Origin of the sequence: Paenibacillus sp. OSY-SE, from assembly GCF_000283315.1 — a bacterium.
GTDB lineage: Bacteria > Bacillota > Bacilli > Paenibacillales > Paenibacillaceae > Paenibacillus_B > Paenibacillus_B profundus.
The window spans coordinates 1-25,242 of sequence record NZ_ALKF01000166.1 but is presented as its reverse complement, the minus strand read 5'-3'; the positions used below and the strand labels follow the sequence as shown (position 1 = coordinate 25,242).

Below are 25,242 nucleotides of genomic sequence, written 5' to 3'. Positions count from 1 at the left end.
TTTTTCCTGGAATTACTCAAAAATCAACTTTAATAGAGTTCAAAATACCTATTTAGATAATTTAATATAAGACTATAGTAGTATAAAAGAAGATTATGTTATATACTGGGTTTGTAATTACATATTATAACTTTCGTTTTATATTCTAGGAGGAGATAAGATGAGGTTAAACAAATTCGGTTGGTTGTGCTTATTGTTGACGTTGATCGCAAGCTTGATGCACGCCGCGCCCGCGAACGCCGCGGCAAGCAAATATTCGGGCGGACTGCTGGACGGAGTCGCGCTGCCAACGGGAAGCGCCATAGGACAGCCGGCAGGCAATGCGGTGACGCAGCTGACAGACAACAATCCAGCGACTTTATATGAGGTGAATCGAAGCAAGCTCGTCTGGCACACGTTCTCCACGCCGACGGAAATTTCAGCCGTCATTGTTAATAAGTATACCGGCCACGAAGCAATAATCGAGTTTTACGATGCAAACCACAATTTACTGCTTACCTACAAGCCTGTGGTCAATGACGGCGTAGAATCGCTGCCAGATCCGGTCAGTAATGTGACGACGGTGGTACTGAAGACGTCAGGCTCCTTCTCCACTGTTGCAGAGTGGAACGTATTCACTACACCTTCGGTCGCGCCTTCTGTACCAACCATCAATTGGATCCAAGCCGGCGATAAGACGGTAACGCTCGAATGGGGCTCGACGGGGGCGAAAGCGTATCATGTCAAGCGGGCAACGTCACCCGGCGGACCGTACGCTTTGCTAGCTTCCAATATGAAGGGCACGGCTTATACGGACAAGGCCGTAAGCAACGGCGTTATGTATTACTATGTTGTAAGCGCCGTCAACGAAGCAGGAGAGAGCAGCCATTCTGGCGAGAGGAGCATTAAGCCGGATGCCACCAAATATACGGGCGGACTGCTGGACGGGCTTACGTTGAAAGCGGGAGCGTCTTTAGCTAATCCGACGGAAAACGTGCGGCTGCTGACAGACAACAATCCGTCGACTGCATATGAGGTGAATCGAAGCAAGTTCGTCTGGCACACGTTCTCCGCGCCGACGGAAATTTCAGCCGTCATTGTTAATAAGTACACCGGCCATGAAGCAATGATCGAGTTTTACGATGCGAACCACAATTTGCTGCTTACCCACAAGCCTGTGGTCAATGACGGCGTAGAATCGCTGCCCGATCCGGTCAGTAATGTGACGACGGTGGTACTGAAGACGTCAGGCTCCTTCTCCATGGTTGCAGAGTGGAACGTATTCACTACACCTTCGGTCGCGCCTTCTGTACCAACGATCAATTGGATCCAAGCCGGCGATAAGACGGTAACGCTCGAATGGGGCTCGACGGGGGCGAAAGCGTACCATGTCAAGCGGGCAACGTCACCCGGCGGACCGTACGCTTTGCTGGCTCCCAATGTGAAGGGCACGGCTTATACGGACAAGGCCGTAAGCAACGGCGTTATGTATTACTATGTCGTAAGTGCAGTCAACGAAGCAGGAGAGAGCGGCCATTCCGGCGAGAGGAGCATTAAGCCGGATGCCACCAAATATACGGGCGGGTTGCTGGACGGGCTTACGTTGAAAGCGGGAGCGTCTTTGGCTAATCCGACGGAAAATGTGCGGCTGCTGACAGACAACAATCCGTCGACTGCATATGAGGTGAATAGAAATAAGATCGTCTGGCACACGTTCTCCGCACCGGCAGAAATATCAGGCGTCATTGTCAATAAATATACCGGCCATGATGCAGTAGTCGAATTTTACGACGCGAACCACAATTTACTGCTTTCCTATAAGCCAGTCACCAACGACAGTGTCGAATCGCTGCCTGCACCTATTGCAGACGTGGCAACGGTGGTACTGAAGACGACAGGCTCCTTTTCGACGGTGGCGGAGTGGAACGTATTTGGCAAAGTAACTGCTGAGCCGCCTGCAGAGAACATTCTTTTGACTGGAACTGCCGGGGATGCGAGAGCGATGTTGAGTTGGAATATGGTACATGCTGCAACCGGATACAATGTGAAACGTTCTGATACCACAGGCGGTTCCTATACGACAATTGCGACCGTTACTTCGAGCACTTATTCATATATCGATACCAATGTCGTTAACGGGAAGATTTATTATTATGTCGTGACGGCTTTGCACGAAGCAGGGGAGAGCGCGAATTCGAACGAAGTTGCCGTCATGCCGAAGGCCGGAGACAATCCGGGCCCGGAACCTGGTGAACCGGGAACACCGGGAGAACGGGCTCTGCTCCGGATTACGCTGGTAAACGGGGCGGAGAAAGAATACGACTTGTCCATGACGGAAGTGAACGCATTCATAAGCTGGTATGAAGGCCGGGCTGGCGGAACGGGACCAATCACGTTCTCTATCGATAAGCACGGCAACAATAAAGGTCCGTTCAAGCAACGCAAAGATGTCATTATCTACGATAAAATTATTACCTTTGAAATTAACTCGTACGATAAAGGCGCCAACGGCAGCCTAAATCCTGCCGAATCGCATTAATGAACGAAGCCGCGGCTGAAAATGCCGCGGCTTTCCTTTTGTTGTTTCGAAACACCTTCATAATACTATTCATAAAGAATCGACATTTCAAAAATCCAATGCAGGAAACGCCTCCAATTGACTTGATATTGTTAGTTGCTCCTTCTTTATACTTCTCCATCGTTAAATCATCTTTTATTTTCAGTCATTTCTCAGAATATGCTCAGCTAACATTCAGTTTATTCTAATGTGCAATTCAGGTAAGGAGCCTAAACTTGGTGTTGCAAGCAGGAAACAAAAATAAACCGAAAAGGTGGAAACAAACGATGAAACCAATTAGTAAAAAAATTGCTACAGGCACAATGATCGCGGCTTTTGTTCTCGGAGTCGGAGCTGTTCAAAATTATGCGCTCGCCGAGTCAGCAGCATCGGATGCAACCAACAGCACCTCCGTTCAACAACTGAAAGCAGACCGGAATGCGCAGGATGGCAAAGGACGCGGCGGCTTCGGCGAAAAAGGCGGGCGTCATGGCAATGTGGTAAAAGAAACGGCTACGATACTCAATGTCGATGAAGCTTCCATCACGGCTAGTCTCAAAGAAGGCAAAACGTTAGTGGAAGTTGCCGAAGCGAGCGGGTTAAGCAAAGAGGACTACCTGCAAAAGCTTATTGCTGCCGAGACTGAAGCCATTAACGCCGAGGTGACCGGAGGCAAGGTGACACAGGAACAAGCGGATAAAATTTTGTCTAGTCTTTCGGAGCGGCTGACGAAGCAAATTGAAGGTACGGGTCCTATTGGCGGAGGTGAAGGAAGACGTGGCGGTCATGGCGGTATGGGATTCGGCAACCCTGAAGTGTTGACACAAATTCTGGGTATTACTCAAGAAGAACTGAGAACTGAACTGGAAGCTGATAAATCGATTCTTGATATTGCAACAGCCAAAGATATCAGCGAGGATGACCTTATCAGCAGACTCAAGGATGGTATGACCGATTCAATCAAGAAATTCGTGGAAAGCAAAGGTGGTGTTAAGCATAAGGGCCCAGGTGGAGATACCTCTGCAAATGCGGCTGCTTCAGCTGCGAATTAATGAAGAGACGCTGCCCGTTGCCGGGCGGCGTTTTCATTTTATTGACAAATGAATGAGCGATAGTTAAGTTTAAATGGACGATATAGTGACAAGTAGAGAGACCGTAAAGGAAGAACTGTATATAATCGATCAAGTGGAACAAACGAACAATTTGTTGAAAACAGCTTTAGGTTGTGGCCATCATTAGCGTTGTCATTAAGAAAACTATTTTAGGAGCAAGAGAAGTAGTGTTCTATGTCAGAGAAGGCTCCATTGGAAAATATGCAGTAAAACATATGAATTAGGCATCTAAACGGCCTGTAGACTGTATTTTGTCCAGTGGAATGGCTGTTTTTCGGCGATTGGTGCTACATGAGTGTCAAAGCACTGCATAGATGACTGCGCCGTTTAAAGTATCGTGAATTCCAAAGATACGGCGAGGATGTGTTGCCCGGAGGAAGTAAACACGAAGATTCTGCAACATTTTTAAATTGGGCAGCTTTGTACGATGAGGCTGGCACAGAAGTTAGAAGCAAAGTTCTTCATGAAAAGTGGATGTCAGAATTGAATTGTCCTATCTTAAGATTAGAGGGAGATTTCTCGGTAAATGAGCGTGTGGATATGGTCATGGACTATATGAGAGAGCATTTTGCGAAAATGTAAGATCTTGAGCCACAAGGTTTTGTGAGCATGTCACATAACGTCAAAAACAAAGGATGATGAGCGATGGAAATTTGTAAACTTAAAGTTGCAAACGAAGCTCGGCATTTCATGGTCTGATGAAGATTCTGTACAATTAAAGGAACGAGGAATTAACTTCATTGAGGATTAAAACGAAGGGGGAAATCAGCAAGCTGAATTTTTCCAATGGAGGTTGTATTATTGATGAAGCAAACAGTTATATGGAAGCGGTTGAACGGCTTTGGGATGGAGTACTGCAATATTTCCTTTGAAACGTCATTATCTATAGAAGGCAAAGTAATAAGTGGCGAAAACAATGAAAAGTCTTTTATTGACTATACAGTCAAGTGCGATCAAGAGGGAAACACCAGTGAAGTGATTCTGAGCGTCCAGAATGAAAACAGCAGTCAAACGCTGCAAGTGCTGCGGGACAATAACAACCGCTGGACTTTGAACGGGAACGAGATACAAGAGCTATCTGGACTTAAAGATATTGATATCGGCGTAACGCCTTCAACTAATGTATTGCCAATTAAGCGCCTAAATTTAGCGGTAGGAGAGTCGGCTACGATTACGGCAGCTTGGATTCGTTTTCCGCACTTAGAAATTCAGCCTCTTGAGCAATCATACGAACGAATTAATAATAACACGTATATTTATAAGTCAATCAAAAGCGGATATACAGCTCGCCTAGAAGTGGATTCGAATGGAGTAGTAGTAGAATATGAAAAAGAATGGTTGAGAATTTAAATAAAAGCCGCTCAATCCCTTTCATTTGGGATGTGCGGCTTTTTGCATATTTGGGACTTCCCTAGAAGGGATATGCACAAAGGATCGAATCCTGCGCATTTTTTACAAAAATGAAGGCGATTTGTTCAATCCGCGAAGACCGAAGGATGGCGCTTCAGCCACTTCGCCGAGCCTTGCAAAATTGCTGGAGTCGGAATCTAAGCAGGATGTTCGTGCAAAGGCAGCCTTTATGGCGGACGAGTCTGCCGGGATTTTTCTACAAGTATTCCAGCAAATAAAAACAAATATCTGGGAGGAAGATGGATAATGATGAGTGAGTTCAAAATGAAACGCATATATGATCATCCCGAAGTCATCGACGGTGTCCGCGTGTTGGTGGATCGAGTATGGCTAGGGGAATAGACGCGGGTAAATAATCAGCTGCACTAATAATATACAAGTCTTTTCTTTGTTTACAAAAAAAACTAGTTAGAGTATGATATCCCTGTTTAATCGATTTCATTTTTTGGTCGTGTTTTGTTCACTTAGAAAGGGAGTGAGGCAATAAGTTCAAATTAAGCTATCATATAATGTGAACAGATTGCATACCTCTGGTATTTCTTTGACTATGAATCCTGATCAACAACGCGCCAGTCCACAACATTCAAATCCACTACTATAACAGACTCTCTTAAACGCGAAATTATAGTTTATGTAAACGGGCAAGGCATAACATTAAAATGTGCTACCATCTTCTTGGTAAAGATTTTCATTTTACTTTGTGAGGAAAGAGGGAATGGAATGCAGGTTAATCGCGCTTTGCAAAAGAAGTGTTATCGAACGCTCCCCATGTTATTAGCGTTTATGCTGTTATTCTCCAATATGGCCTTTGCAAGCGAGACGAAAGAACAGGCAGTGGCGGCTAGCACAGAGATTGTGGCGAAATGGGAATTCAAGAACATGAAGAACGATCCCGGCGTGTTCTACGCTGCATCTGGACTGTATAAAGATTCCTCTACGCTTGTTCAAGAGGTTGGGGGGAACTCCAGAAAGGGCTTTACGTTTGAAGAAAGCGAGAAAAGCATCCGTTACCAAGGCTGGGACAATGGAAAAGACAAAAAAGCTTGGGTTGCCACTCTCTCGACAAAGGGCTTGGAGCATATTACTTTAGCTTCGCAACAGAAGTCGTCAAGCACAGGGCCTCGTGATTTTAAGGTTCAAATCAGCACAGACTTGGCCAATTGGAAGGATGTTAACAACAGCGCGCTGGTGCTTGGCACGGACTACAAAGCTGCCGGCTCATTGTCGGATGCTGCGCTCCCAAGCGATGCCAATGACCAGGAACGGCTATATATCCGCTGGGTCGTGAACTCAAATGCAAGAGTATCAGGAAGTGGCTCGATAGGCGAGACAGGTTCAAGCAGAATAAAGGATGTCATTGTCAAAGGCATGCAAAAAACGAACACTTCCCAGAAAGCGCCCCAATTATTAAATATGACGCTCAATGGAAATCCCAAAACAAGCACGGCATTTGCATGGTACACGCCGAAAGACATCACAGGCACGAAGCTGCAGGTTGTTGAAGCGTCCGAGGTGGTGAACGGTATATTTCCTGAAGCCAAAGCGGTTACATATACCGGGAGTGCCACGATTATCGAGACTTTCATGGTAAAAAGCGATCGGGCTTCAAAGAAAAAGACAAAGTTTGCGAGCCATAAGGTCATAGCCAATAATCTCAGGCCGGGTACGGCATACAAATACCGTGCAGGCAATGGGGATGCGGATGGATGGAGCCCTATCGGTTCGTTCACCACCGATCAAGCGGGCAATGAGGGTTTCCATTTTATTGTAGGCTCGGATTCGCAAGCCTCCAGCAAATCCACATTCGAGCTGTGGCAAGACACGTTCCGCAGAGCGATCGATCATATTGGCGATCCGAAGTTCTTTATTTTAACCGGGGACTTGGTGGATAATGGCGATTTGGAGTCCCAATGGCAGTGGTTTCTAGGCATTCCGCAAAATGAATTTGCCCATGTTCCTTTCGTGCCCGTACTTGGCGGTCATGAAGTGAAAGATTTCGACGGTGATGAGACGACAGAAAATAACAATTTTTACAACCACTTTAACTTGCCCAAAGACGTAGTTCAAGGCACTCATGATGGATCCGTGTATGCTTTTGAATATGGAGACGCGCTCTTTATGCAATTTAACTCCCAGTTCGAGGGCGGACTCAATAAGAAAGGTGAATTAGAGTGGGCGGATCCTGAATTCAATGCCCAATTGGACTGGATGAGGAATCAAGTTGCGAAGACTGACAAAAAGTGGAAAATTGTGTCATTCCACAAAGGGCCTTACTCCGCAGGCGACAATGCAGGGAAGTGGGAAGACGGCCGCATCCAATTTTACAAAAAATATTTTGTGCCTGTATTCGATGAAATGGGCATAGATATGGTGTTCGAAGCGCATGACCATATGTACATGAGATCCTATCAAATGCTGAACGATAAGCCCATCAAAAATGTTGTAAAAGATAAAGATGGCCATGTTGTTGATCCGAAAGGCACCGTGTATCTGATGACTAACTCCGTGGGCGGAAAGTTCTACGAGAAATATCCAGGGTATGATGATTATTTTGCGGCCATTAACGCTCAACCTTTCAAAAAAATGTTCACGGACGTTTCTATCTCCAAAGACGTTCTGAAATTTACCTCTTATACCGCGGCCAAGGGCGAGGGCTTAAAGAAATACGACGAGTACAGCATCAAGAGAACGGACGATAAGCCTGCCAAGGTCGAGCAGGTTAAAATCAAAGTCGAGAACGGAAAAGCGGTTATTTCCTGGAACGCTCCTTCCGGCGCCTCGGAGCCTGTCAGGGGATTCAGAATTTATGAGCAAGATGATAAGGCGGGAAAAAATTGGAGCCTGTATATCCCGGCAGTCGCAGGTCAAACCGAGTATAAATATACATTGAAGAACGTTGATTCAAGCAAAAGCTATCATTTTGTCATTAAAGCGGCCGGAGTGAGAAATAATTCGGAGCCTGTTCATGTCAGCAATGCCGCCATGGGACCAGCGCATATAGAGACACCGGCAGAAATCCCTCACGCGCAATAAGGAGCGTCTCCAGCAACACAGCAAACAACCTTAGCCGCCTGTAAGGCGCTAAGGTTGTTTGCCATTGAATGCTATTTTTTTTCTAACTGCATATTCTCCAGGCCAAAATCTTCGATGTCAATCGAGACGTCCACCGTTATGGGAGCTTCGGCGAAAGTGCGTTTCCAATTCGACTTGACCTTGGTCCATACTTGCGGATAACGAATGCGCAGCTCGTTGCCGCAGCCGATGATGTCGGTCTGGTACTTGCGCTGAATCAGGTCCAGCGTTTTTTGCGTCATCAGGCGGATTTCGCGTTCGACGTCTCGGCGGGAATCCTGCAGCAGCCGTTCGATATCCAGCTTGTTCTCCGTTGTCTGCAAGGGACGCCAGTCCTCCGAGATTCGTCCGCGGGATCTGATCTGAACCCGGAAGGAAATCTGATCGCCGTTCACGACCGGGATGATGCGGGAAGTCATCTTTTTGACTTCGTATACGAAAGATGGTTTGCCCTCGAACTCCGGAATCCGTACGAGTCCGCCGGTTTTTTTACCGTGCAGCCAAGCAAGCCCCTGCATTTCCAATGCTCCCATATAACCAGTAAACCGTTTGGTGGCGCCGTCTATGACGGCACCGCTATGGAACATTAGCTTGCCGTTGTATACATTCAGGCTTTGAAGCACGAAGCTCGTGCCGTTCGTCAATTTCTCCATCGTCTTCTGCAGCGTCAATAGCGGAAGCACCCGCGTGGAGCGGAATTGATTGTCCGCGATGCTCATAATGGTGTCCGTAGGGATGTCGTTCCCTTTTACCGAGAACACGGATTTCGCATCGCTTTCCGTAAGGAAAATAACGCAGCTCTCCCGGTAACCTTCGTCACGGTAGAACATATTGAGCAGCCTGGTTAAATCGACTTTTTCAGCCAGCTGGCGGCTAATTAAGATGACTTTGGCGTGCTCTGCGAAGATGGGATTCGTCTCGAGGGCGATGCGCCGCGTCAATTCGTGCACGGTGTCCCCAGTCACTGTAATGTTTGTGAACGGCTTCGCCGTGGACGAGCCGGACGGCATGCCGGACGCAATCTTCGGAATAATGATTTCGAAGGTCACCTGCAGGCGGTTCGGGTTCTGGGGCAGATTGCCGTTGTTCCTTCCGACTGCTCCTTCCTCGGTCATCTGCTCCGGAGGAGCTTGATCCAGAGCGACCCCGCTCGTGATGGACAATTGGTTGATCATGCGGGCATCCCAGCAACCGGGCAGCACGAGCGAGGCGAGCAGCAGACATGACCAGCGTGCGAGGTGCCGACGCAGCTTAAGCTTGCAATTAGGCTTCATGCTGCGATCGCCTCCGAATCCAATTCATTACCATGCAGAGCGCAGGCACGACCCCGATAGTGAAGAGAAATAAATATTCAACATACCGGAACAAAGACAGAATGGCGAACGTGCTGCGAGGCAGCATGGCCAGCATATAGATGACGGGCAGCACAGCAAACGCGCCTCCATATGGCCGCCGCACCCCGAACACCTTCAGCGAGGAGACGAGTAAATAGTGAAACAGCAAGAACGCTGTATAAATTTGCATAATCCATATCGCCATCAGGAACGAATCGAACCGTTCGAACAAGATGCCGGTATACTCAAACGAACGAATAAGCGAAATCATCGGCCAGGTGACCGTCTTCGTCGCTTCGGTCGACAGTCCTCCGATGACGGCGATATAACTGAAGAAGTAGACCGCGGTCGTGATGCCGATACCATACCACACCGCCTTATAAGCTTTTTCGGGATGTTTCATGCGGGCCGGAAGGATATACATAATCTCAAACCCCAGAAAATTCATGGCGGACGGCCAGATGCCCTTCAAGACGGGGTATACACCTTCCCCGAGCACCGGACGTAAATTGTTGGCATCGAAGCTCTTCATACTCAGCGCAAAACAGAAGAACAGCACCAGCACCGTCAGCGGCAGCAGCAGACCGCACATGCGGGAAATGGCTCCGATCCCTCCGAAGACAAGGTAAGCCGACACGCACATCATCGTAATGATGATGACGGATTTGGGCGTTTGCTCCAGCAAGAACATATCGACCACTTCCGCGAGCACGCGAACTTCGTAAGCAGCAATGCAGACGAAGTACACGATCATGACACCGACAATCAGCCGGCTCAACCAGACGCCGAACAGCGTTGGGCTGTAGTCGAAAAACGTTTGTCCCGGATACCGGGACCCAATCTTCACCAACCACGACGCGAAGGCAATTACGATGAGGCCCCCGATCATGATCGGAACCCAACCGTCTGGCGTATCCATCGCGACGGCGAGGAGGCGTGGCAGCGTAAGAATACCCGTGCCGAGTATGGCATTCGCCAGAATGACGGCGACTTGGGTTGGCGATAGGTCATCAGGATTGAGATTGGCGGCCGGACCCATCCCTATCTCCTCCTTTCTTCGCGATGTCAGTTTCCCGCTGCTGGTCTTGCGGCTTCAGCATGCGCGGCCGAAGCACCAGCTTGAACAATGGCAGCCTTAACAGAAAGTCCTGCCAGTCGTTAGACCGGAACGGCACGGCCGGCGAGACGTAAGGCAAGCCGAAGCTCTTCAGCTTGACGACATGCGTCAGCAGCATGAGGATGAAAAGGATGATGCCGTACAGCCCCAGGGTGGCTGCGCAGAACATCACGATGAAACGCAGCATCCGAATGGCAACGCCCGCCTCATACTGTGGAATGGCGAAGGACGTAATCGCCGTCAAGGCAACGACGATGACCATAAGCGGGCTGACAAGGTGGGCTTCCACCGCCGCCGTCCCGATGACGAGTCCGCCGACCAGCCCGACGGCTTGCCCGACTGGTTTTGGCAGGCGCAGGCCCGCCTCGCGCAAAATTTCGATCGCTATTTCCATCATCAGCGCTTCGACCAAGGGCGGGAACGGTACCCCTTCGCGCGTGCCTGACATCGAGATGGCAAGCTTCGTCGGGATAAGACCTTGATGGAACGAGATGAAGGCGATGTACAGCGCAGGCCCGAACAAGGATACGAAGGCTGATACATAACGCAGCACGCGGAGAAGCGATCCCGGGATCCAGCGGGTGTAGTAATCCTCTGGCGTCTGCAGCAGCATGTTGAAGGTGACGGGCGCGATGAGCGCGAACGGCGACCCGTCCAGCATGATGGCGACCCGTCCTTCCAATAGTCCGGCAATGACCCGGTCGGGTCGTTCCGTAGTTTGCAGCTGTGGGAAAGGGGACATATAGTTGTCCTCGATCAACTGCTCGATATAGCCCGATTCGGGCAAGTCGTCAACGTCAATCTGGCTGATTCTCCGCTTCACTTCTTCGACGAGTTCGGGTTGAGCGATGTCCTGAACGTAGAAGAGGGACACTTTCTTCCGGTTGCGCTGGCCGAGCTCGAAGCCGATTACTTTGAAGTTCGGATCGTTCGTCCGGTCGCGGAGGATAACGGTGTTGGCGCGCAGCGACTCGATGAAGCCAAGGCGCGGACCGCGTACGAGCGCCTCGGTCGAGGGTTCGTCGATAGCGCGCAGCAGCTTCGTCTTAGCGCCGATAAGAATGGCGTGGTCGGATCCGTCTACGAGCAAGACGGCGGAACCAACCAGCATTGCCGAGATGGACCGAGTCAGGCTGGCCGTGTCTTCGAGCTCGCTCATCGGAATCCATTCGAGACGGAGTCGACGGACGAACCGATTCGGATCCATCCGGTCTGTAACTCCATCAGAAGACAGTCTCATGAGCGGTTTCAAAACAAATTCGTCCAGCAGCTGCTTGTCGGTCGCGCAGTCCATGTACAGCAGCATGGCTTTCATGTGCTGTCCGAATTGAAATGGACGCAGGTACAAGTCTGTATTGTCCCCGATCTGCTTGCAGATTGCATCCACATTTTGGTTCAGCGATCGGTGCAGCATTGCTTCATCCTCTGTCTTCTCCGGCGGCTGCCGCAGCTGAGAGCACAGTGTCGGCTGGGCCGAGGCTTTCGGTTTGGATTTTAACGATTTCCACCGTTTCATGAATTGCTCGTTCGTGCCGAGCCAGTGGAATAGCCTGTAGACAAGATAGGGAGCTAGGAAGCTGAACCCAGCCGCCAGCCATATGTCCCATGTTGGAATTTTCAATAACGATAGATCTCTCATTATCATCACCATATTGTGTAGGATGCGCATTCCAGTATGGAATATACAGCGAGTCTCACTGTGTTTATCCTTAATTGGAAGCTCATGTATCGATCCGCTCAAGATAATGCTGCCGACTAGATGTCATCATTCTGGAAAATTGTACAGGTTTTTTGAACTATAATTATAATTTGTCGAATTTCTCCGATCTATAATAAAGTAACAACATGAGCCTCATCTCAGACGATGGTTCCTGTTGCCACTTTAACAAGGGGAAGGAGACCAGTTAATGAATAAGATGAAGAAATGGGCCTCTTTGTTGCTTGCCGCGGTCTTGATGTTGTCAACCATGCAAGTATCATATGCCGAAGGAGGTGAGGCTCAAGAGATGAAAAACTTAGCGCCGCACAGCACATATTCGTATTCCGAAGCGCCGCACCAAGAGCATCAAGATAACGGGAACAGATTGACAGATGGAAAGTTTGGAGATTTGAACGCGTTCTGGGATTCCGCTTGGGTCGCATTCTTAGGTGGAAAAACGCGTGAGATTACGTTTGATCTGGGTGAGAACAAATCGGTAGGACGCATTAAAACGCATTTTTTGTATGAAGGCCCTGCTGCAATTTACAGTCCGAATATACTCTCTTACTATGTGTCGGAAGACGGACAGAACTGGGCGCCTGTGAAGCATATGGCTTCTCCGGAACCGATCTGGGCAGATAAGACTGCTACTGGCGTTGATTACGTATGGGATGGTAAAGTGGACGGTGTTCCTCATCCTTCCCGCAACGCGAGTAAAGCGTATGCTCGTTACGTGAAAGTAGCAATAACGACTACGGTGTGGGTATTCTTAGACGAAGTTGAGATCTATGGCGTTGATGGGAAGACAAATGATGCTTTTAATTTGAAACCGGTTGCATCTGATTATTTGAAGCCAGGTCGTGATACGGCGGACATTCGTGATTTGTTGTTATTGTACAACGGCAAATATGAAAATGACCGCGGCGACTGGAAGAAAGACAATATCATCCCATACGTCAGCTATGTCGACGAGCAGGGAATTTCGACGGACTGGATGTATGACGGGGTGCTGTATTTGGGGCTGAAAACAGATGATGATCAGCGTGACTTCGGCAGCACTGCCTTATTAAGCGATTGGAACTGGTACTTAGATAAGACGTTCAAAGCGGATGGTGACATGGCTAACTTAAACGAAGCAGTTAAAGAAGCCGGAGCCAAGCTCAATGATTCCAATCATAAAGTTAAAGTCGTATTGATGATTCCGTATGCAGGCGAAAAGATTTCTGACTTTGGCGATGTGGACGGCGACGGCGTGTCCGAAAATTTCAATGCTGCCGAAGTTGGCGAAGAAGCTGCTTTTGCTAACCGTACGAAGGCGATTCAATGGTATATGAATCAAGTGAAAGAACGTTGGTTGCAAGGTCACTATGATCGACTGGATTTGGTTGGCATGTACTGGTTGGCCGAAGGCGTAGAGCATGGAAGAGAATCCGTTGATATGAATCTGCTTAGCTATTCACGTGACTTGGTGCACCAAGCAGGCAAGAAATTTTTCTGGATTCCGTTCTTCTCTGCGAACATGAACTTTGCAGGAAGAGCTCTCGGATTCGATGCAACCGTACTGCAACCGAACCACTATTTCGACGGAACGCAGGCAGCACGAGTTGATGATGCTGCTTACTTGGCGAGACATCACGGACTTGGGGTTGAAATGGAAACAGATGAACGGATGAATCATGATCCGGAATTCCGTAAGCGGTATCTTGAATATCTGAACAGCGGTGTGGATAACGGATTCATGACAGGGGCCTTCAAGGCATACTATCAGGGCGTGGACGGACTCTTGGAAAGCGCCCGCAGCACCGATCCGCGCGCACGCGAATTGTACGATTGGATGTACCAATTCATTAAAGGAACCTATCAGAAGCAACCTGTCACGTAGTGCTCTACTAGGCGCCAGCCGACAATTTAAACCGAGCGAAGTGGACGGATCCTCCGTCCGCTTCGCTCGGTTTCTTTATACGAATCAATCTCTCCTGTGGGCACATTGTAATTGCCTCATACCGAAATATACATAACAGTGAAGATAGATTAGGCGTGCCATCATTAGTTCTGCTGAATACTAAGCTTTGCGTGCCAAGATGAGCTCATGTAAGTAACATTTTCTCACTTTACCATCATAATCGTTATCAATAAGAGTCCCTATGCATTCAAAAAGACGCTGTCGAGTCAATGGTTCAAGAGTTCGGTGATCGGAATACGTTGCTAATAAATCGAGATATTGTTGACGATTATAGGTTTCCTCCGTGACATACCTTCGTATGACAGGCTGCTCATACAATCCGCACTGTACAAGCTCTTCTGTATCGGGATACATATCCTCCATGCGGGGAAGTTGGAGCTGTTCTGAGTGTGGCTTATATTGTTCATAGCATAACTGCACTTGGTCAAAGAAGGACTGATCGCCACCCGCGATATGATGATATTTTACGATTGCCAGATGCCCTCTGTCTTTCAGTACAGAAGCTGTCTTCTGGAACCGGATGTCCGGATCAAGCCAATGAAATGCAGTTGCGGAAAGGACCAGATCGAACGGCTCTGCCGGAGGCTGCCAATCTTCGAAGGAGGCAAGCTGAATATCGACATTGGAGAAAGCGGCCAGCTTATGCCGTGCAACTGCTGCCATATCGTGTCCAAGTTCGACTCCGATGATGCGATAGCCTCGTTCTGCAAGCGGAAGCGTGGCGATTCCCGTGCCCGAACCGATTTCCAAAATACGTGCAGCGGAAGGCAGTTGCGTAAGCTTGTGCAATTCGTCAAATAGGGAGTCTGGATAATGATTCCGGGCTTTATCGTATAGCTCCGCGACTTCATTGAAAGTTGCTCGTTTTTCGGTAACCATGTGAACCTCCTCGAAGAAACCACTTGATATGTTCATATCAATTTTAAGTCTTGCTCTCTATAAATGGAAGCAAGCACGATTAACTTTTAATCATTGTCTTCCGATATTTAGTTAAGAGCTATATTATTTAGAGTAATTATCATGTGCAAAAAGGAAGTGTAAGTATGCGTATTCATTCTGGTGGAAGCTATACGTTTACCGCTCAACGAGCGAATTCCAATGCGAATAAAGAGTTGTTTAGTTCTGTGCTTATGGAAAAAGAGGCTGAGAAGGCAGAGGATAAGCAAGGTGAGGAGAAAAAAGGGAAGTTAGTTACTTGTAGGGAAGGGGCTTATGTGCGGCAATATATCGTTAGGCCGGACGGCACCAAAATTTTGTTAAGTGAAGCAAAGCAAGCCGAGGACGAATCCATAAGTGACGGTAACGATCTGCACAGTCTTTCCGGTAAACAATATGCAAATGAAGATGGAATGACTCAGAATACGAAGGATGTCATCAACTTGCTGAATATGCAGGCAGGGGCAGGAATGCAGATGCAATTCAAGGTTTTATCGAGTATTGAAGAAGAAAAAGCATAAATATTGCAATTTTTTACATGCGGCCTTCGAGATGTATAATCTTGAGGGCTTATTCTTTGTATATAATAGTATGTAATACCACAGGTTAAGGGAGATAGTTTAGGATGAGTTTCATTTTAGAAACAGAAAGACTCTATTTAAGACATTTCGAAGCAGAAGATGCTTCCGCTTTACATAAAATATTTTCTGATGCGGAAACGATGAAGTTTTATCCAGCTCCATTTACAATGGAACAAACACATGCTTGGATTTCCCGCAATCAAGAGAGGTATATAGCGGATGGCTTTGGATTATGGGCGGTGTGTTTAAAAGATACGGATGAAGTGATAGGAGATTGTGGACTTATAACACAAATCATTAACGGGGCAGCTGAAGTGGAAATTGGATATCATATCAATAAAAGATACTGGTCGCAAGGATTTGCTGCCGAAGCAGCGTTAAAATGTAAAGAATACGGGTTCCAACAATTAAAGAAAAACAAACTGGTAAGCATTATTGCTCCAAACAATATTCAATCCATCAGAGTAGCAGAAAAAATAGGATTTACATTTGAAAGAGAAGAACATATTTTTAATAAGAAGCATTTGATTTATTCAGGAATAGGGTGCCAGTCTTGAGCTGGGCTTGACTAAATGTCTTGAGAAAATAAAGTATTAGACTGAAAATAAAGTATTAGACCGTATTAATTATAGTATCGTAAATAGAGGAACGGTTAGTTAATGCTGATGGATCTGTGTCGTTTCGCAAAGTTGAGAATCCCTATTTCTTGACTGAAAACGTTTGGAGTGTAGATGTGATAGGTTCTATAACTAATTTTCATGATCAGCGAAAAAAATATAATCGATCTAATAAAAACATTCGGTTCGAGTTTTATAGCCCATTTGTTACTCTAAAAATGAAGTATGTTGTGTTCCATAAGTTATTTAATGAGGATTGGTCTTTTTCAAGCTTATTCGGAACTAATTTCACGAACATAAACCAGCTCACAAGATTCTTAATGAAAAACACCCTCGACTAGGATCACTACTTGATTTGGACATTGGTAAGTCAGATCGGGAATGGTTATTCTGGTTGGAGAAACAGAACATCCGCACACATACAATAAGGGAACATGATGTGTACGGAGAACAAATAATCAAATGTTCAATTTTTAAGACATATGCGCTTTTCTATATCACAACTAATCGATGCTCGCGAGGAATGGGACAAAGACCGTTGGGACATTCGAATTTTGTATGATACATATAAGATAAATTATAATATGTCGAAATCTCAATATTTTATTGACTTCTCGAAAATTAAGAACAGCGGCTTTAATTAAAAATTCAATTGAGAACAGTAATGAAGACAACAATCCAGAAAGATATATTTTCATAAGAATTCGTGGTCCAAGGAAAGGTAGACCTTATTCTCAATTATGGGTTGGAGAGAAATTGAACAGCTTGGTAAAGAATTTGAATATCACAGATGAATGCGGTAACGTATTCTACTTTAAAACTCATCAATTTCGTCACACCTATGCAATTAAGATGCTAAACGGCGGTGCAGATATATTAACCGTCCAGGAGTTATTGGCCCATGCATCTCCAGAGATGACAATGAGCTATGCAAAACTTCTGGACAACACTAAACGCAAGGCGTTTGAAGCCGTTGTCAAACAAGGCGTCGCGCAGGGCACGAAAGCAGTATTTTTTGTATGAAGCAGCCACCAAAGTATTAAAGGCAGCGCAGATCGGCGGCAGGCTCCCGAACATCGCCGCCCTGCAAGCGGAATACAAAAGGCTTCAAGAGGAAAAGCTGTATACCGACTATGGGAAACTGAAAAAGCAGGTAAAGGAATACGACGTTATCAAGCGGAACATTGATGGGATTTTGCGACAGCCAAGAGAAGCCGAACGGCAAAAGGAAACTGAACCATAAGCACAAAAAAAGAACGGGGCGCGGTGGTCATTCATAGACCAACCGCACCCCGTTTTTACTATGGGTGTGTCACGCAGCAGAACGATGATTTTGAGGGAAAAGGTATAAAACCCTTGCTCCTCTCAAAACGCGCCCGGAAACCAGCACTATACAAGGGCATATGCGCCCCTATTGCGTAACATCCCGCTGTTTCTGCTTGCGCTCGGCGGTTGTTGATACTGAATTTCTTTCAAATATCTCTCATTGAATAAAAAAATCTGATATACTATTGATAATTGAGGTACTGTGTTGTACGATGTATATGCAGGAGGTGGGTGTGAAAGGCGGAACAGATATGACGAATATATGAAAAACAAACCAGTTAACAGAGTATTTTAAGGAAAAGAATTAATTTCTGGGATGCGAAAAAAAGAGGAATTTACCGCTTGTTAGGACAGAATGGCGTTGGTAAAACAACAATTATGAAGATGATTACAAACTTACAATATTAATAGAGAAGAGGAATGCCTTATGAAAATACGTAGTCAAATTACATTTGCAAGTCTGGCCCTTTTAATAACTGGAAGTTCCCTGCTATACACATCGCCAACCTCAATTGTAAAAGCAGAGCCCACTCAAGATGTATCTAGTTCGTTACAAACAACCACTCAACGAGATCATAATTCCGTCAAGCAAGCAATGCGGGATACATTGCAACTTGGATTCCCGGGGATACTTGCTAAAACTTCTGAGGGTGGAAAAACGTGGGGTTATGCCGCTGGGGTAGCGAATCTGAGCACCAAGAAACCAATGGAAACAGATTTTCGATTTCGCATTGGCAGCGTGACGAAGACGTTCACCGCAACGGTTGTACTTCAATTAGCTGGAGAGAACCGCTTAAATCTAGACGACTCCATCGAAAAATGGTTGCCTGGTGTCATTCAAGGAAACGGATATAATGGTAAACAGATTACCATCCGGCAGATATTGAACCATACAAGTGGTATCGCTGAATACTCAAGGTCAAAAGACGCTGATTTTATGGATACAAAAAAATCGTATACGGCTGATGAAATAGTGAAGATGGGGATTTCTCTGCCCCCAGACTTTGTCCCAGGAAAGGGCTGGTCTTATTCAAACACGGGATACGTATTACTGGGTATTCTTATTGAAAAAGTAACCGGAAACAGCTACGCAGAAGAGATTGAAAATCGGATTATTGAACCGCTTGAATTGTCGGATACATTCCTACCTGGCAATTCAAGCGTTATTCCAGGCACCAAGCATGCTCGGGGATATTCCCAACCAGACGAAGCAAGTGAGATAAAAGACGTTACTTATTATAATCCAAGTGCAGGTAGCTCGGCTGGAGATATGATTTCTACTGCTGATAACTTAAATAAATTCTTCTCTTCCTTGCTCGGTGGCAAATTACTGAAGGAACAGCAACTAAAACAAATGCTTACTACAGTTCCTACAGGAAGAGCAGGAATCGATGGATATGGTCTTGGAATCTTTGAAACTAAGCTTCCAAACGGTGTCTCGATATGGGGACACACAGGTGGCATTCTAGGGTTTTCTACTATTGCTGGAGGTACACTTGGAGGCAAGCATACGTTGGTCGTCAGTTTGAACAGTTTGGGTAGAGATAACAGTCCTAATCCTTTTAAAAATATTTTACTTGCTGAATTTAGCAAATAGGAAAAAAGGAAAACGGAAAATACGGATAAATTTTGTCATAGTTTTTATAGTTAAAAATATACCTTTCTGGTTCAAAAGCCCCAACTTACTTTTAAAAATAAATTTGGGGCTTTTTGGAATTATGGCGGCAACTTTTTAAACCTTACCCCTCTCAAAACGCGCCCGGAAAACCCGCGCAATACAAGGGGTTTTTGCGCCCCTATTGCGTAACATTGCCCGCTGTTTCTGCTTGCGTTCGGCGGTTGTTGGTACTGAATTTACTATTGATAAATATAGTACTGTGTTGTACGATATATATGCAGGAGGTACAATACATGAATGTAGATGATTGGAAATCACAAATTAAGCGAGGAACACTCGATTTTTGTATTCTATTGCTAATAAAGCAACGACCATATTATGGGTATGAAATCATAAGTAAGTTAGAGCAGTATCCTATTGTTGCTGCAAAAGAAAATACAATTTATCCACTGCTTAGAAGATTATTGAAAGAAGAATATATTTCTTCATCTTGGCAAGAAAGTACAGAAGGCTTGCCACCGAGAAAATATTATACCCTTACAGAAAAAGGAAACGAGTACTTAAACGCGATGTCCTTAGAATGGGATAATTTATTAACAGCTATATCAGAAATTAAAGGAGAGTTAAACTTTGGATAAAATTATGAATGACTATCTTGTAAAAATTGAAAAGTATTTGAAATCTATGTCCGATTCCGAGCGTATTGACATTGTAAAAGAAATCAAAAGCGTAATGCTTGAATTGCAAAATAATGGTGTATCTTCTGAGAAAATCATCGAACGGTTAGGAAACCCAAAAGAATTAGCGAAAGCATACTTAGGTGAAGCCATTTCAAAGAACAGTAAATTTAGTTGGCGTAAATTCGGCGAAATATTTGCATTTTGTAGCAGCTTTGCAGGCGTCAGCGGTATGTTACTTTTGCCGTTCATCAGTACTCTTTCCATTGCTTTAATGATTGGCGGAGTTATTACGCCGATAGGCGGAATTGTTAAATTTTTCGGGTATCTTATGGGATATGATATTGCCGGAATAACAATCGAAATGGGAGCATTTACACCAAGCCCAATGCAGTTCTTGCCAATTTCTATTGTGATTGGTGTGTTAATGTTTTGGCTCGGGAAAGTCTTATGGAAGCTTACTATTAAATATATACACACAATTAGTCAGAAAAAGAAAACAGTGTAATAATATAAAGAACGGGGCGCGGGGTCATTCATAGACCAACCGTACCCCGTTTTTACTATGGGTGTGTCACGCAGTAAAGCCCTTACCCCTCACAAAACGAGAGCGGAAACCTGCGCTATACAGGGGCTTATGCACCCCTATCGCGTAACAATGCCCGTTGTTGTCCTTGAGGCAACCGGACATTCCATCGAAATCTGGTAGGGTATCTTAAACGCAGTGGATGGATTCATTACATCGTCAACCCCCTGCAAGTGAAACGATCGAAAGGCACACAGCTTCGTAAGGTGAAAACAGATGCAGCAGATGCTTGGCATTTGGCTGAGATGAATTACCGAGGGGACGTTAAAGCACACCGTAGCCATCGGAGTTCGCGACTGGAGATGAGCCGGGTTACCGGGTCGTGCGGCTATCACAATTGGGCAAAAGAGCATTTCAAAATGGAGATTAGCTTTGTGTTTATGTATATTTAGTGGTCAAACTGTACTCTGTACTTTGTGTTTAGGTTATGTTCTCGATGAACCAGTAGAAGTCCGGATCATTGAGCTAACGGGACACGATAGTTGAATTACACACATTGATGAGCAGGCTGCGGCAGCCTGCTCATTTTATGTGCGCCCAGCATGGGCGCTATCTCTAGGGTTCAAGTCCCGAACGGTGAAGGCAGTAGTAGCCGTAGCTTAAGACAAGGGTGTCGACCGCAAGGTCGAATCTGAAGGAAGTCGGCGGCAAATCTCCGGTCTGAGGAACACGAACTTCATATAAGGCTAGCGTATGTTGGATGAGGTTGCATAACAAACCAAAGTCCTTACTGCCAAAGGCATACGAGAGTAAATGAAGCAGATAGATGGAGAGGAAGATAGCGCTCTTACCTGGGGAGATCTGTATGAATGCAGAGTAACTCTGTAAATCTGCTTGTGAAAGCAGACTGAACATACAGAAGTCAGCAGAGGTCATAGTACGACAGTTGTGACGACAATGGTCGGAAGGGCCGAACATGTTATAGGAATTGAACGACTTGGATTTCGAATGTAAGTGATAAAGGCAGACAATCTCCTGTTTTTTTTCGGAGACCTATCTGGAGAAAGTAGCGGTGAATACGCGAGGGTATTCAGAAGGGCTGAGCTTACAGCGGCATGAACAGAAGAACAATTCACGCAAGGAGTATATCAACGAATGATAGAACTACTATTGTCACGGGAGAACTTGCTGACAGCGCTAAAACGCGTTGAGGCGAACAAAGGGAGCCATGGCGTAGATGGAATGACCGTAAAGGAGTTACGAGTCCACATTCTACAAAATTGGCGAACCATTCGTCAAAGCTTGAAACAGGGAACCTATGAGCCAAGTCCAGTCCGTCGGGTCGAAATCCCGAAACCGAACGGCGGAACTCTGTTATTAGGTATACCAACCGTGACAGACCGATTTATTCAACAAGCGATTATGCAGGTATTGACTCCTGTATTCGACCCTACGTTTTCCGAACATAGCTATGGATTTCGTCCACAAAGGCGAGGGCATGGCGCAGTAAGGAAGGCGAAACAATTCATGCAAGAAGGATACCGGATCGTGGTAGACATTGATCTGGAGAAATTCTTTGACCTGGTTCACCATGACCGACTGATGGCGAGACTGGCAGAGCGAATAACGGATAAGATGCTGTTAAAGCTAGTTCGAAAGTACCTACAATCGGGGATACTCCAAGATGGACTCGTACAACTGAGCCGAGAAGGAACCCCGCAAGGAGGCCCGCTGAGTCCGCTACTGTCCAATATTGTACTAGACGAGTTGGATAAGGAATTGGAACAGAGAAGCTTAAAATTTGTGAGGTACGCAGATGACTGCAATATCTACGTAAAGACATGGAAGGCAGGAAACCGAGTAAAGCATTCGATAACGCAGTTCATTGAGAAGAAGCTAAAGCTAAAGGTGAACCAGGCGAAAAGTGCGGTAGACCGTCCATGGAAACGAAAGTTTCTCGGATTCAGTTATAGTGCGGATAAAGAAAACCCGAAGGTAAGGATATCCCAGACCTCTTTGCAGCGAGTAAAAGCAAAGATAAAGGAACTCATCGCGCGGAAAAGCCCAATCTCAATGAAAGAGCGGATAAGAGAACTGAATCAGTATCTGACGGGGTGGTGCGGATACTACGCCTTAGCTGATACACCATCAATCTTTAGTGCACTCGATTCATGGATACGTAGAAGATTGCGAATGTACATCTGGAAACAGTGGAAACTGCCAAGGACTAGGGTGAGGAACCTGATAGCATTAGGTATTCCGAAAGGGAAAGCATGGGAATGGGGGAATACACGGAAGAAATATTGGCGTAGTGCGTACAGTCCAATTCTCAGTCGTGCATGGAGTAACGAATACTGGTTAAAGCAAGGGCTGAGAAGTCTAATGTACAGATATAATCTTCTGCGGAATATAACATGAACCGCCGTATACCGAACGGTACGTATGGTGGTGTGAGAGGACGGGGGTTAGGCACCCCCTCCTACTCGATTTTGCATAACCTTTGCGCAAAATCGTTAATTTGTTGATAAATGTATATATTTTGTATCAAACATGGTAAAATATAGGTGGTCAATTATTGAAATAGGGAGAAGGTGCGTATAGGGTGGCACAAGTATTGTCCATTGGGGAATTAATACAACGCTACAGACAGAATAGGGACATGACTTTATCGCAATTAGCTGAATTGACAGGCTTACATAAAGGTACGATATCAAAAATCGAAAACGGGGACGTTAAAAGGCCGGAATATATGACCATCCGTCCGCTTGTAGACACCTTGGAAATACCCCTAGAGACTTTGGTCGAACTGCACATAACCGTTGACAAAAGGGCAGACACCCTCCTTTTCGTATTGCAGGATGTGATTCAGCATTCGGGTAATGCTGATCTGGTGAAAAAAGTAGGTAGGAAATTTTTGGAATCACCTAGTGGCGATAGTCACGCCTTGGTTGAACGGCTCTATACCTTCACGGACAGCGTGGAAAATAAGGAGATTAAATTAGCCTTGTATCAACTCATCGTTGACTATTCTCGCGACCATGGAATCATGCCTTTTTTGGCTAAGGGGTTATTCCGGGTGTATCTTATCGATCGAGACGACTTTTCCCGGCTCCGGGACGTTTACGACAGTGGTAAACATATCGTTCAATTCGTTGATTTTTTAACCAGTGAAGAGAGAATCACTTTGTATTACAAATTGGCTGTACATGCATTCAATTTATTCTTGTACCCGCAAAGCATTGATCTCTGTCTCCGTGTTCTTGGGGAAGCGGCTCCGAATAACTGGTATTACATCAATGCGCTCGGGATATTGCGAGATTCTTATTTTCGCATTGAGGACTACGATAAGTCGGAATACTACTCACGCCTCTATATTCAATATGACTACCCTCACATCAGGGCTAACTCCGTACTAATGGAGGCAGCGCTCGATGCGAAAAAGGGGAGCACCGATGGCGCTGTCGCAAAACTTACATCATTTCTAAAAACGTGTACCCAGGATGCCGCTCTACCGGCAAGCAATCAGTTAATACAAATCTATTTGCAAGAAAACCGATTAGATGAGGCCAGACAGTTGATTGCCTACCCTATATACACGGAGTCCATCAGCACTAATAATCCTATCACCATTTCACAGTTAGCTGAATATTATTATCATCGAGCTGCATACTTTGTTATCGTGGGCGAACTCGATAAGGGAGTAACCGAATACCTAGAAGGCGCGTTTCATTTCTCAAGAGTGAATGATACGGTTCAGGAAAAAGAATGCATCAACCAAATCGTGTGCAGCCATCTGCAACAAAGCACTGCCATGGCCGTACCCACACTGGAAAAACTGAAGGCGTATTATGAACGCAGTGCAGCTAAAGAAAATAAATTGGAGGGATTGGTGTGAAGCGCTTCATAGCAAAGCTATACAGCAGTATCGTTTTTTCGGCAGTCGTTGTGGTAACTTCGAGCGTAGCGTTTTTGGGAAATAATGAAGGGATTCATCCATGGTAAGAGTACCGATTAGGTACTCTTTTTTTTTGTTATTTTTGTTTCCTTCGTTCCCTTCGTTCCCTTCGTTTCCTGTAATTGAATTTAATGGGATTTCTACGACTTATATTATACTGATTTTAGAGAGTGGGTGCCCACCATTTAAGCTGTTATAAAATACGAAAGGGTGTTCCAACAATAGAACCATTTTATTTTTGCTATGTAAAACATGATTATTTACTTGAAAGAATCGAAAGTATCCGACACCAATTAATAAAAAAAGCCAATGAAAAAAAGAGCTTTACAGACGAAACTGTTGTTAGATTGAGTCAAGAGCTAGACATTTATCTTTTTGAGTTTCAGAGGCAAAGACAAGATAATTTTTAAAAAAATCAATGATCTTGATAAATATAACCATATAAGGTTAATTATTACTTATTAAAATGCTCTTTATATCATCAATAGATAGAGATAATGTATCATTACATATTGATTTCCTCCGCATAAACATGATGCAATGTCTACTTTCAATTTTGAAGAGAAATCTTTACCTCCACAGCCTTGCTCAAGTCCAAGCGTGCGATACAGCGGATAGACAAAGAACTTGGGGTTTCGTGACGAGTTGAGGGAGAGAGGAATGAATAAAGGAATGAATGCAATACATGTGAGCTGGCTGTTTCTTGTTTCCTATATATCGGGAAATGTGCTGTCTACCTTCATATTTCCAGATAAACAGCAGC

The 25,242-nt window shown here is 45.5% G+C and carries 21 protein-coding genes and 2 pseudogenes; 19 read left to right on the top strand and 4 right to left on the bottom strand.

Translation table 11 applies throughout. From position 1 onward, the window contains the following. Positions 1–160: 160 nt before the first annotated feature. From A372_RS0108945 to A372_RS35395, 6 genes and pseudogenes are all read left to right on the top strand, one after another. Positions 161–2,518, top strand: a complete 2,358-nt coding sequence (locus A372_RS0108945; protein ID WP_019420498.1) for a hypothetical protein — start codon at positions 161–163, stop codon at positions 2,516–2,518. Between the two features lie 254 nt (positions 2,519–2,772). Next, entirely contained in the window at positions 2,773–3,588 is an 816-nt protein-coding gene (locus A372_RS33650) for a hypothetical protein (protein ID WP_157259490.1), read from the top strand. A gap of 378 nt (positions 3,589–3,966) precedes the next feature. Continuing rightward, positions 3,967–4,230, top strand: a pseudogene (locus tag A372_RS38505) (hypothetical protein); the annotation flags it as partial. Between the two features lie 222 nt (positions 4,231–4,452). Further along, on the top strand, positions 4,453–4,998 hold the full coding sequence (locus A372_RS0108935) for a putative glycolipid-binding domain-containing protein (protein WP_019420495.1): 546 nt from the start codon (positions 4,453–4,455) through the stop codon (positions 4,996–4,998). Positions 4,999–5,304: 306 nt separating this feature from the next. Then, positions 5,305–5,400, top strand: coding sequence for a DUF488 family protein, N3 subclade (locus tag A372_RS39520; protein ID WP_019420493.1), 96 nt, complete (start codon positions 5,305–5,307; stop codon positions 5,398–5,400). 378 nt (positions 5,401–5,778) lie between these two features. Beyond that, complete coding sequence (locus A372_RS35395; RefSeq protein ID WP_019420492.1) at positions 5,779–8,091, top strand: fibronectin type III domain-containing protein; 2,313 nt, start codon at positions 5,779–5,781, stop codon at positions 8,089–8,091. A gap of 71 nt (positions 8,092–8,162) precedes the next feature. Here A372_RS35395 and A372_RS0108915 read toward each other — a convergent pair whose 3' ends face one another. From A372_RS0108915 to A372_RS0108905, 3 genes are read right to left on the bottom strand one after another with little or no spacing between them, the layout of a single operon-like run. Further along, the gene (locus tag A372_RS0108915) at positions 8,163–9,404 is read right to left on the bottom strand and encodes a Ger(x)C family spore germination protein (RefSeq protein ID WP_019420491.1); all 1,242 of its coding nucleotides are present in this window, start codon (positions 9,402–9,404) and stop codon (positions 8,163–8,165) included. Then, positions 9,394–10,503 carry a GerAB/ArcD/ProY family transporter gene (locus A372_RS0108910; RefSeq protein WP_019420490.1) on the bottom strand — a complete coding sequence of 370 codons (1,110 nt, stop codon included), beginning with the start codon at positions 10,501–10,503 and terminating at the stop codon, positions 9,394–9,396. The genes A372_RS0108915 and A372_RS0108910 overlap by 11 nt, the downstream gene beginning before the upstream one ends. Next, on the bottom strand, positions 10,475–12,097 hold the full coding sequence (locus A372_RS0108905; protein ID WP_407672912.1) for a spore germination protein: 1,623 nt from the start codon (positions 12,095–12,097) through the stop codon (positions 10,475–10,477). The genes A372_RS0108910 and A372_RS0108905 overlap by 29 nt, the downstream gene beginning before the upstream one ends. 391 nt (positions 12,098–12,488) lie before the next feature. Between A372_RS0108905 and A372_RS33635 the strand changes: the two genes are divergently transcribed. Beyond that, positions 12,489–14,162: a DUF4855 domain-containing protein gene (locus tag A372_RS33635; protein ID WP_019420488.1), complete on the top strand. Its 1,674-nt coding sequence runs from the start codon at positions 12,489–12,491 to the stop codon at positions 14,160–14,162. 180 nt (positions 14,163–14,342) lie between these two features. Here the strand turns inward: A372_RS33635 and A372_RS0108895 are convergent, their stop codons facing one another. Continuing rightward, positions 14,343–15,122 (bottom strand): class I SAM-dependent methyltransferase, encoded by a 780-nt coding sequence (locus A372_RS0108895; protein WP_019420487.1) that lies wholly within the window; start codon positions 15,120–15,122, stop codon positions 14,343–14,345. Between the two features lie 143 nt (positions 15,123–15,265). Here A372_RS0108895 and A372_RS33630 point away from each other — a divergent pair, with 143 nt between their 5' ends. The 12 genes and pseudogenes from A372_RS33630 to A372_RS36285 all read left to right on the top strand — a co-directional run bounded on the left by A372_RS33630 (position 15,266) and on the right by A372_RS36285 (position 24,889). After that, entirely contained in the window at positions 15,266–15,700 is a 435-nt protein-coding gene (locus A372_RS33630; RefSeq protein WP_157259489.1) for a hypothetical protein, read from the top strand. 104 nt (positions 15,701–15,804) lie between these two features. After that, the gene (locus A372_RS0108885; RefSeq protein WP_019420485.1) at positions 15,805–16,317 is read left to right on the top strand and encodes a GNAT family N-acetyltransferase; all 513 of its coding nucleotides are present in this window, start codon (positions 15,805–15,807) and stop codon (positions 16,315–16,317) included. 690 nt (positions 16,318–17,007) lie between these two features. After that, a pseudogene (locus tag A372_RS33625) lies at positions 17,008–17,400 on the top strand (tyrosine-type recombinase/integrase); the annotation flags it as partial. Next, entirely contained in the window at positions 17,393–17,620 is a 228-nt protein-coding gene (locus tag A372_RS0108875) for a hypothetical protein (RefSeq protein ID WP_019420482.1), read from the top strand. The pseudogene A372_RS33625 and the gene A372_RS0108875, both read left to right, overlap by 8 nt. Before the next feature lie 425 nt (positions 17,621–18,045). Further along, entirely contained in the window at positions 18,046–18,111 is a 66-nt protein-coding gene (locus tag A372_RS39515; protein ID WP_407672911.1) for a hypothetical protein, read from the top strand. A 19-nt stretch (positions 18,112–18,130) separates the two neighbouring features. After that, positions 18,131–19,300: a serine hydrolase domain-containing protein gene (locus A372_RS0108870; RefSeq protein WP_019420481.1), complete on the top strand. Its 1,170-nt coding sequence runs from the start codon at positions 18,131–18,133 to the stop codon at positions 19,298–19,300. A gap of 314 nt (positions 19,301–19,614) precedes the next feature. Beyond that, positions 19,615–19,959, top strand: a complete 345-nt coding sequence (locus A372_RS0108865) for a PadR family transcriptional regulator (protein WP_019420480.1) — start codon at positions 19,615–19,617, stop codon at positions 19,957–19,959. Further along, on the top strand, positions 19,952–20,506 hold the full coding sequence (locus A372_RS0108860) for a DUF1700 domain-containing protein (RefSeq protein ID WP_019420479.1): 555 nt from the start codon (positions 19,952–19,954) through the stop codon (positions 20,504–20,506). The genes A372_RS0108865 and A372_RS0108860 overlap by 8 nt, the downstream gene beginning before the upstream one ends. A 194-nt stretch (positions 20,507–20,700) precedes the next feature. Further along, the gene (locus A372_RS38500) at positions 20,701–20,976 is read left to right on the top strand and encodes an IS110 family transposase (RefSeq protein WP_267933994.1); all 276 of its coding nucleotides are present in this window, start codon (positions 20,701–20,703) and stop codon (positions 20,974–20,976) included. A gap of 703 nt (positions 20,977–21,679) precedes the next feature. Next, positions 21,680–22,942, top strand: coding sequence for a group II intron reverse transcriptase/maturase (gene ltrA / locus A372_RS0108850; protein ID WP_019420478.1), 1,263 nt, complete (start codon positions 21,680–21,682; stop codon positions 22,940–22,942). 184 nt (positions 22,943–23,126) lie between these two features. Then, on the top strand, positions 23,127–24,419 hold the full coding sequence (locus A372_RS0108845; RefSeq protein ID WP_019420477.1) for a helix-turn-helix domain-containing protein: 1,293 nt from the start codon (positions 23,127–23,129) through the stop codon (positions 24,417–24,419). Between the two features lie 230 nt (positions 24,420–24,649). After that, the gene (locus A372_RS36285) at positions 24,650–24,889 is read left to right on the top strand and encodes an aspartyl-phosphate phosphatase Spo0E family protein (RefSeq protein WP_237728506.1); all 240 of its coding nucleotides are present in this window, start codon (positions 24,650–24,652) and stop codon (positions 24,887–24,889) included. Positions 24,890–25,242: the final 353 nt, after the last annotated feature.

Excerpts from the sequence above, each read along its gene's own strand:
- A372_RS0108945 (WP_019420498.1), top strand. The coding sequence starts at position 161 with ATGAGGTTAAACAAATTCGGTTGGTTGTGCTTATTGTTGACGTTGATC.
- A372_RS0108935 (WP_019420495.1), top strand. The coding sequence starts at position 4,453 with ATGAAGCAAACAGTTATATGGAAGCGGTTGAACGGCTTTGGGATGGAG.
- A372_RS39520 (WP_019420493.1), top strand. The coding sequence starts at position 5,305 with ATGATGAGTGAGTTCAAAATGAAACGCATATATGATCATCCCGAAGTC.
- A372_RS35395 (WP_019420492.1), top strand. The coding sequence starts at position 5,779 with ATGCAGGTTAATCGCGCTTTGCAAAAGAAGTGTTATCGAACGCTCCCC.
- A372_RS0108915 (WP_019420491.1), bottom strand. The coding sequence starts at position 9,404 with ATGAAGCCTAATTGCAAGCTTAAGCTGCGTCGGCACCTCGCACGCTGG.
- A372_RS0108910 (WP_019420490.1), bottom strand. The coding sequence starts at position 10,503 with ATGGGTCCGGCCGCCAATCTCAATCCTGATGACCTATCGCCAACCCAA.
- A372_RS0108905 (WP_407672912.1), bottom strand. The coding sequence starts at position 12,097 with ATGAAACGGTGGAAATCGTTAAAATCCAAACCGAAAGCCTCGGCCCAG.
- A372_RS33635 (WP_019420488.1), top strand. The coding sequence starts at position 12,489 with ATGAATAAGATGAAGAAATGGGCCTCTTTGTTGCTTGCCGCGGTCTTG.
- A372_RS0108895 (WP_019420487.1), bottom strand. The coding sequence starts at position 15,122 with ATGGTTACCGAAAAACGAGCAACTTTCAATGAAGTCGCGGAGCTATAC.
- A372_RS0108885 (WP_019420485.1), top strand. The coding sequence starts at position 15,805 with ATGAGTTTCATTTTAGAAACAGAAAGACTCTATTTAAGACATTTCGAA.
- A372_RS0108870 (WP_019420481.1), top strand. The coding sequence starts at position 18,131 with ATGAAAATACGTAGTCAAATTACATTTGCAAGTCTGGCCCTTTTAATA.
- A372_RS0108865 (WP_019420480.1), top strand. The coding sequence starts at position 19,615 with ATGAATGTAGATGATTGGAAATCACAAATTAAGCGAGGAACACTCGAT.
- ltrA (WP_019420478.1), top strand. The coding sequence starts at position 21,680 with ATGATAGAACTACTATTGTCACGGGAGAACTTGCTGACAGCGCTAAAA.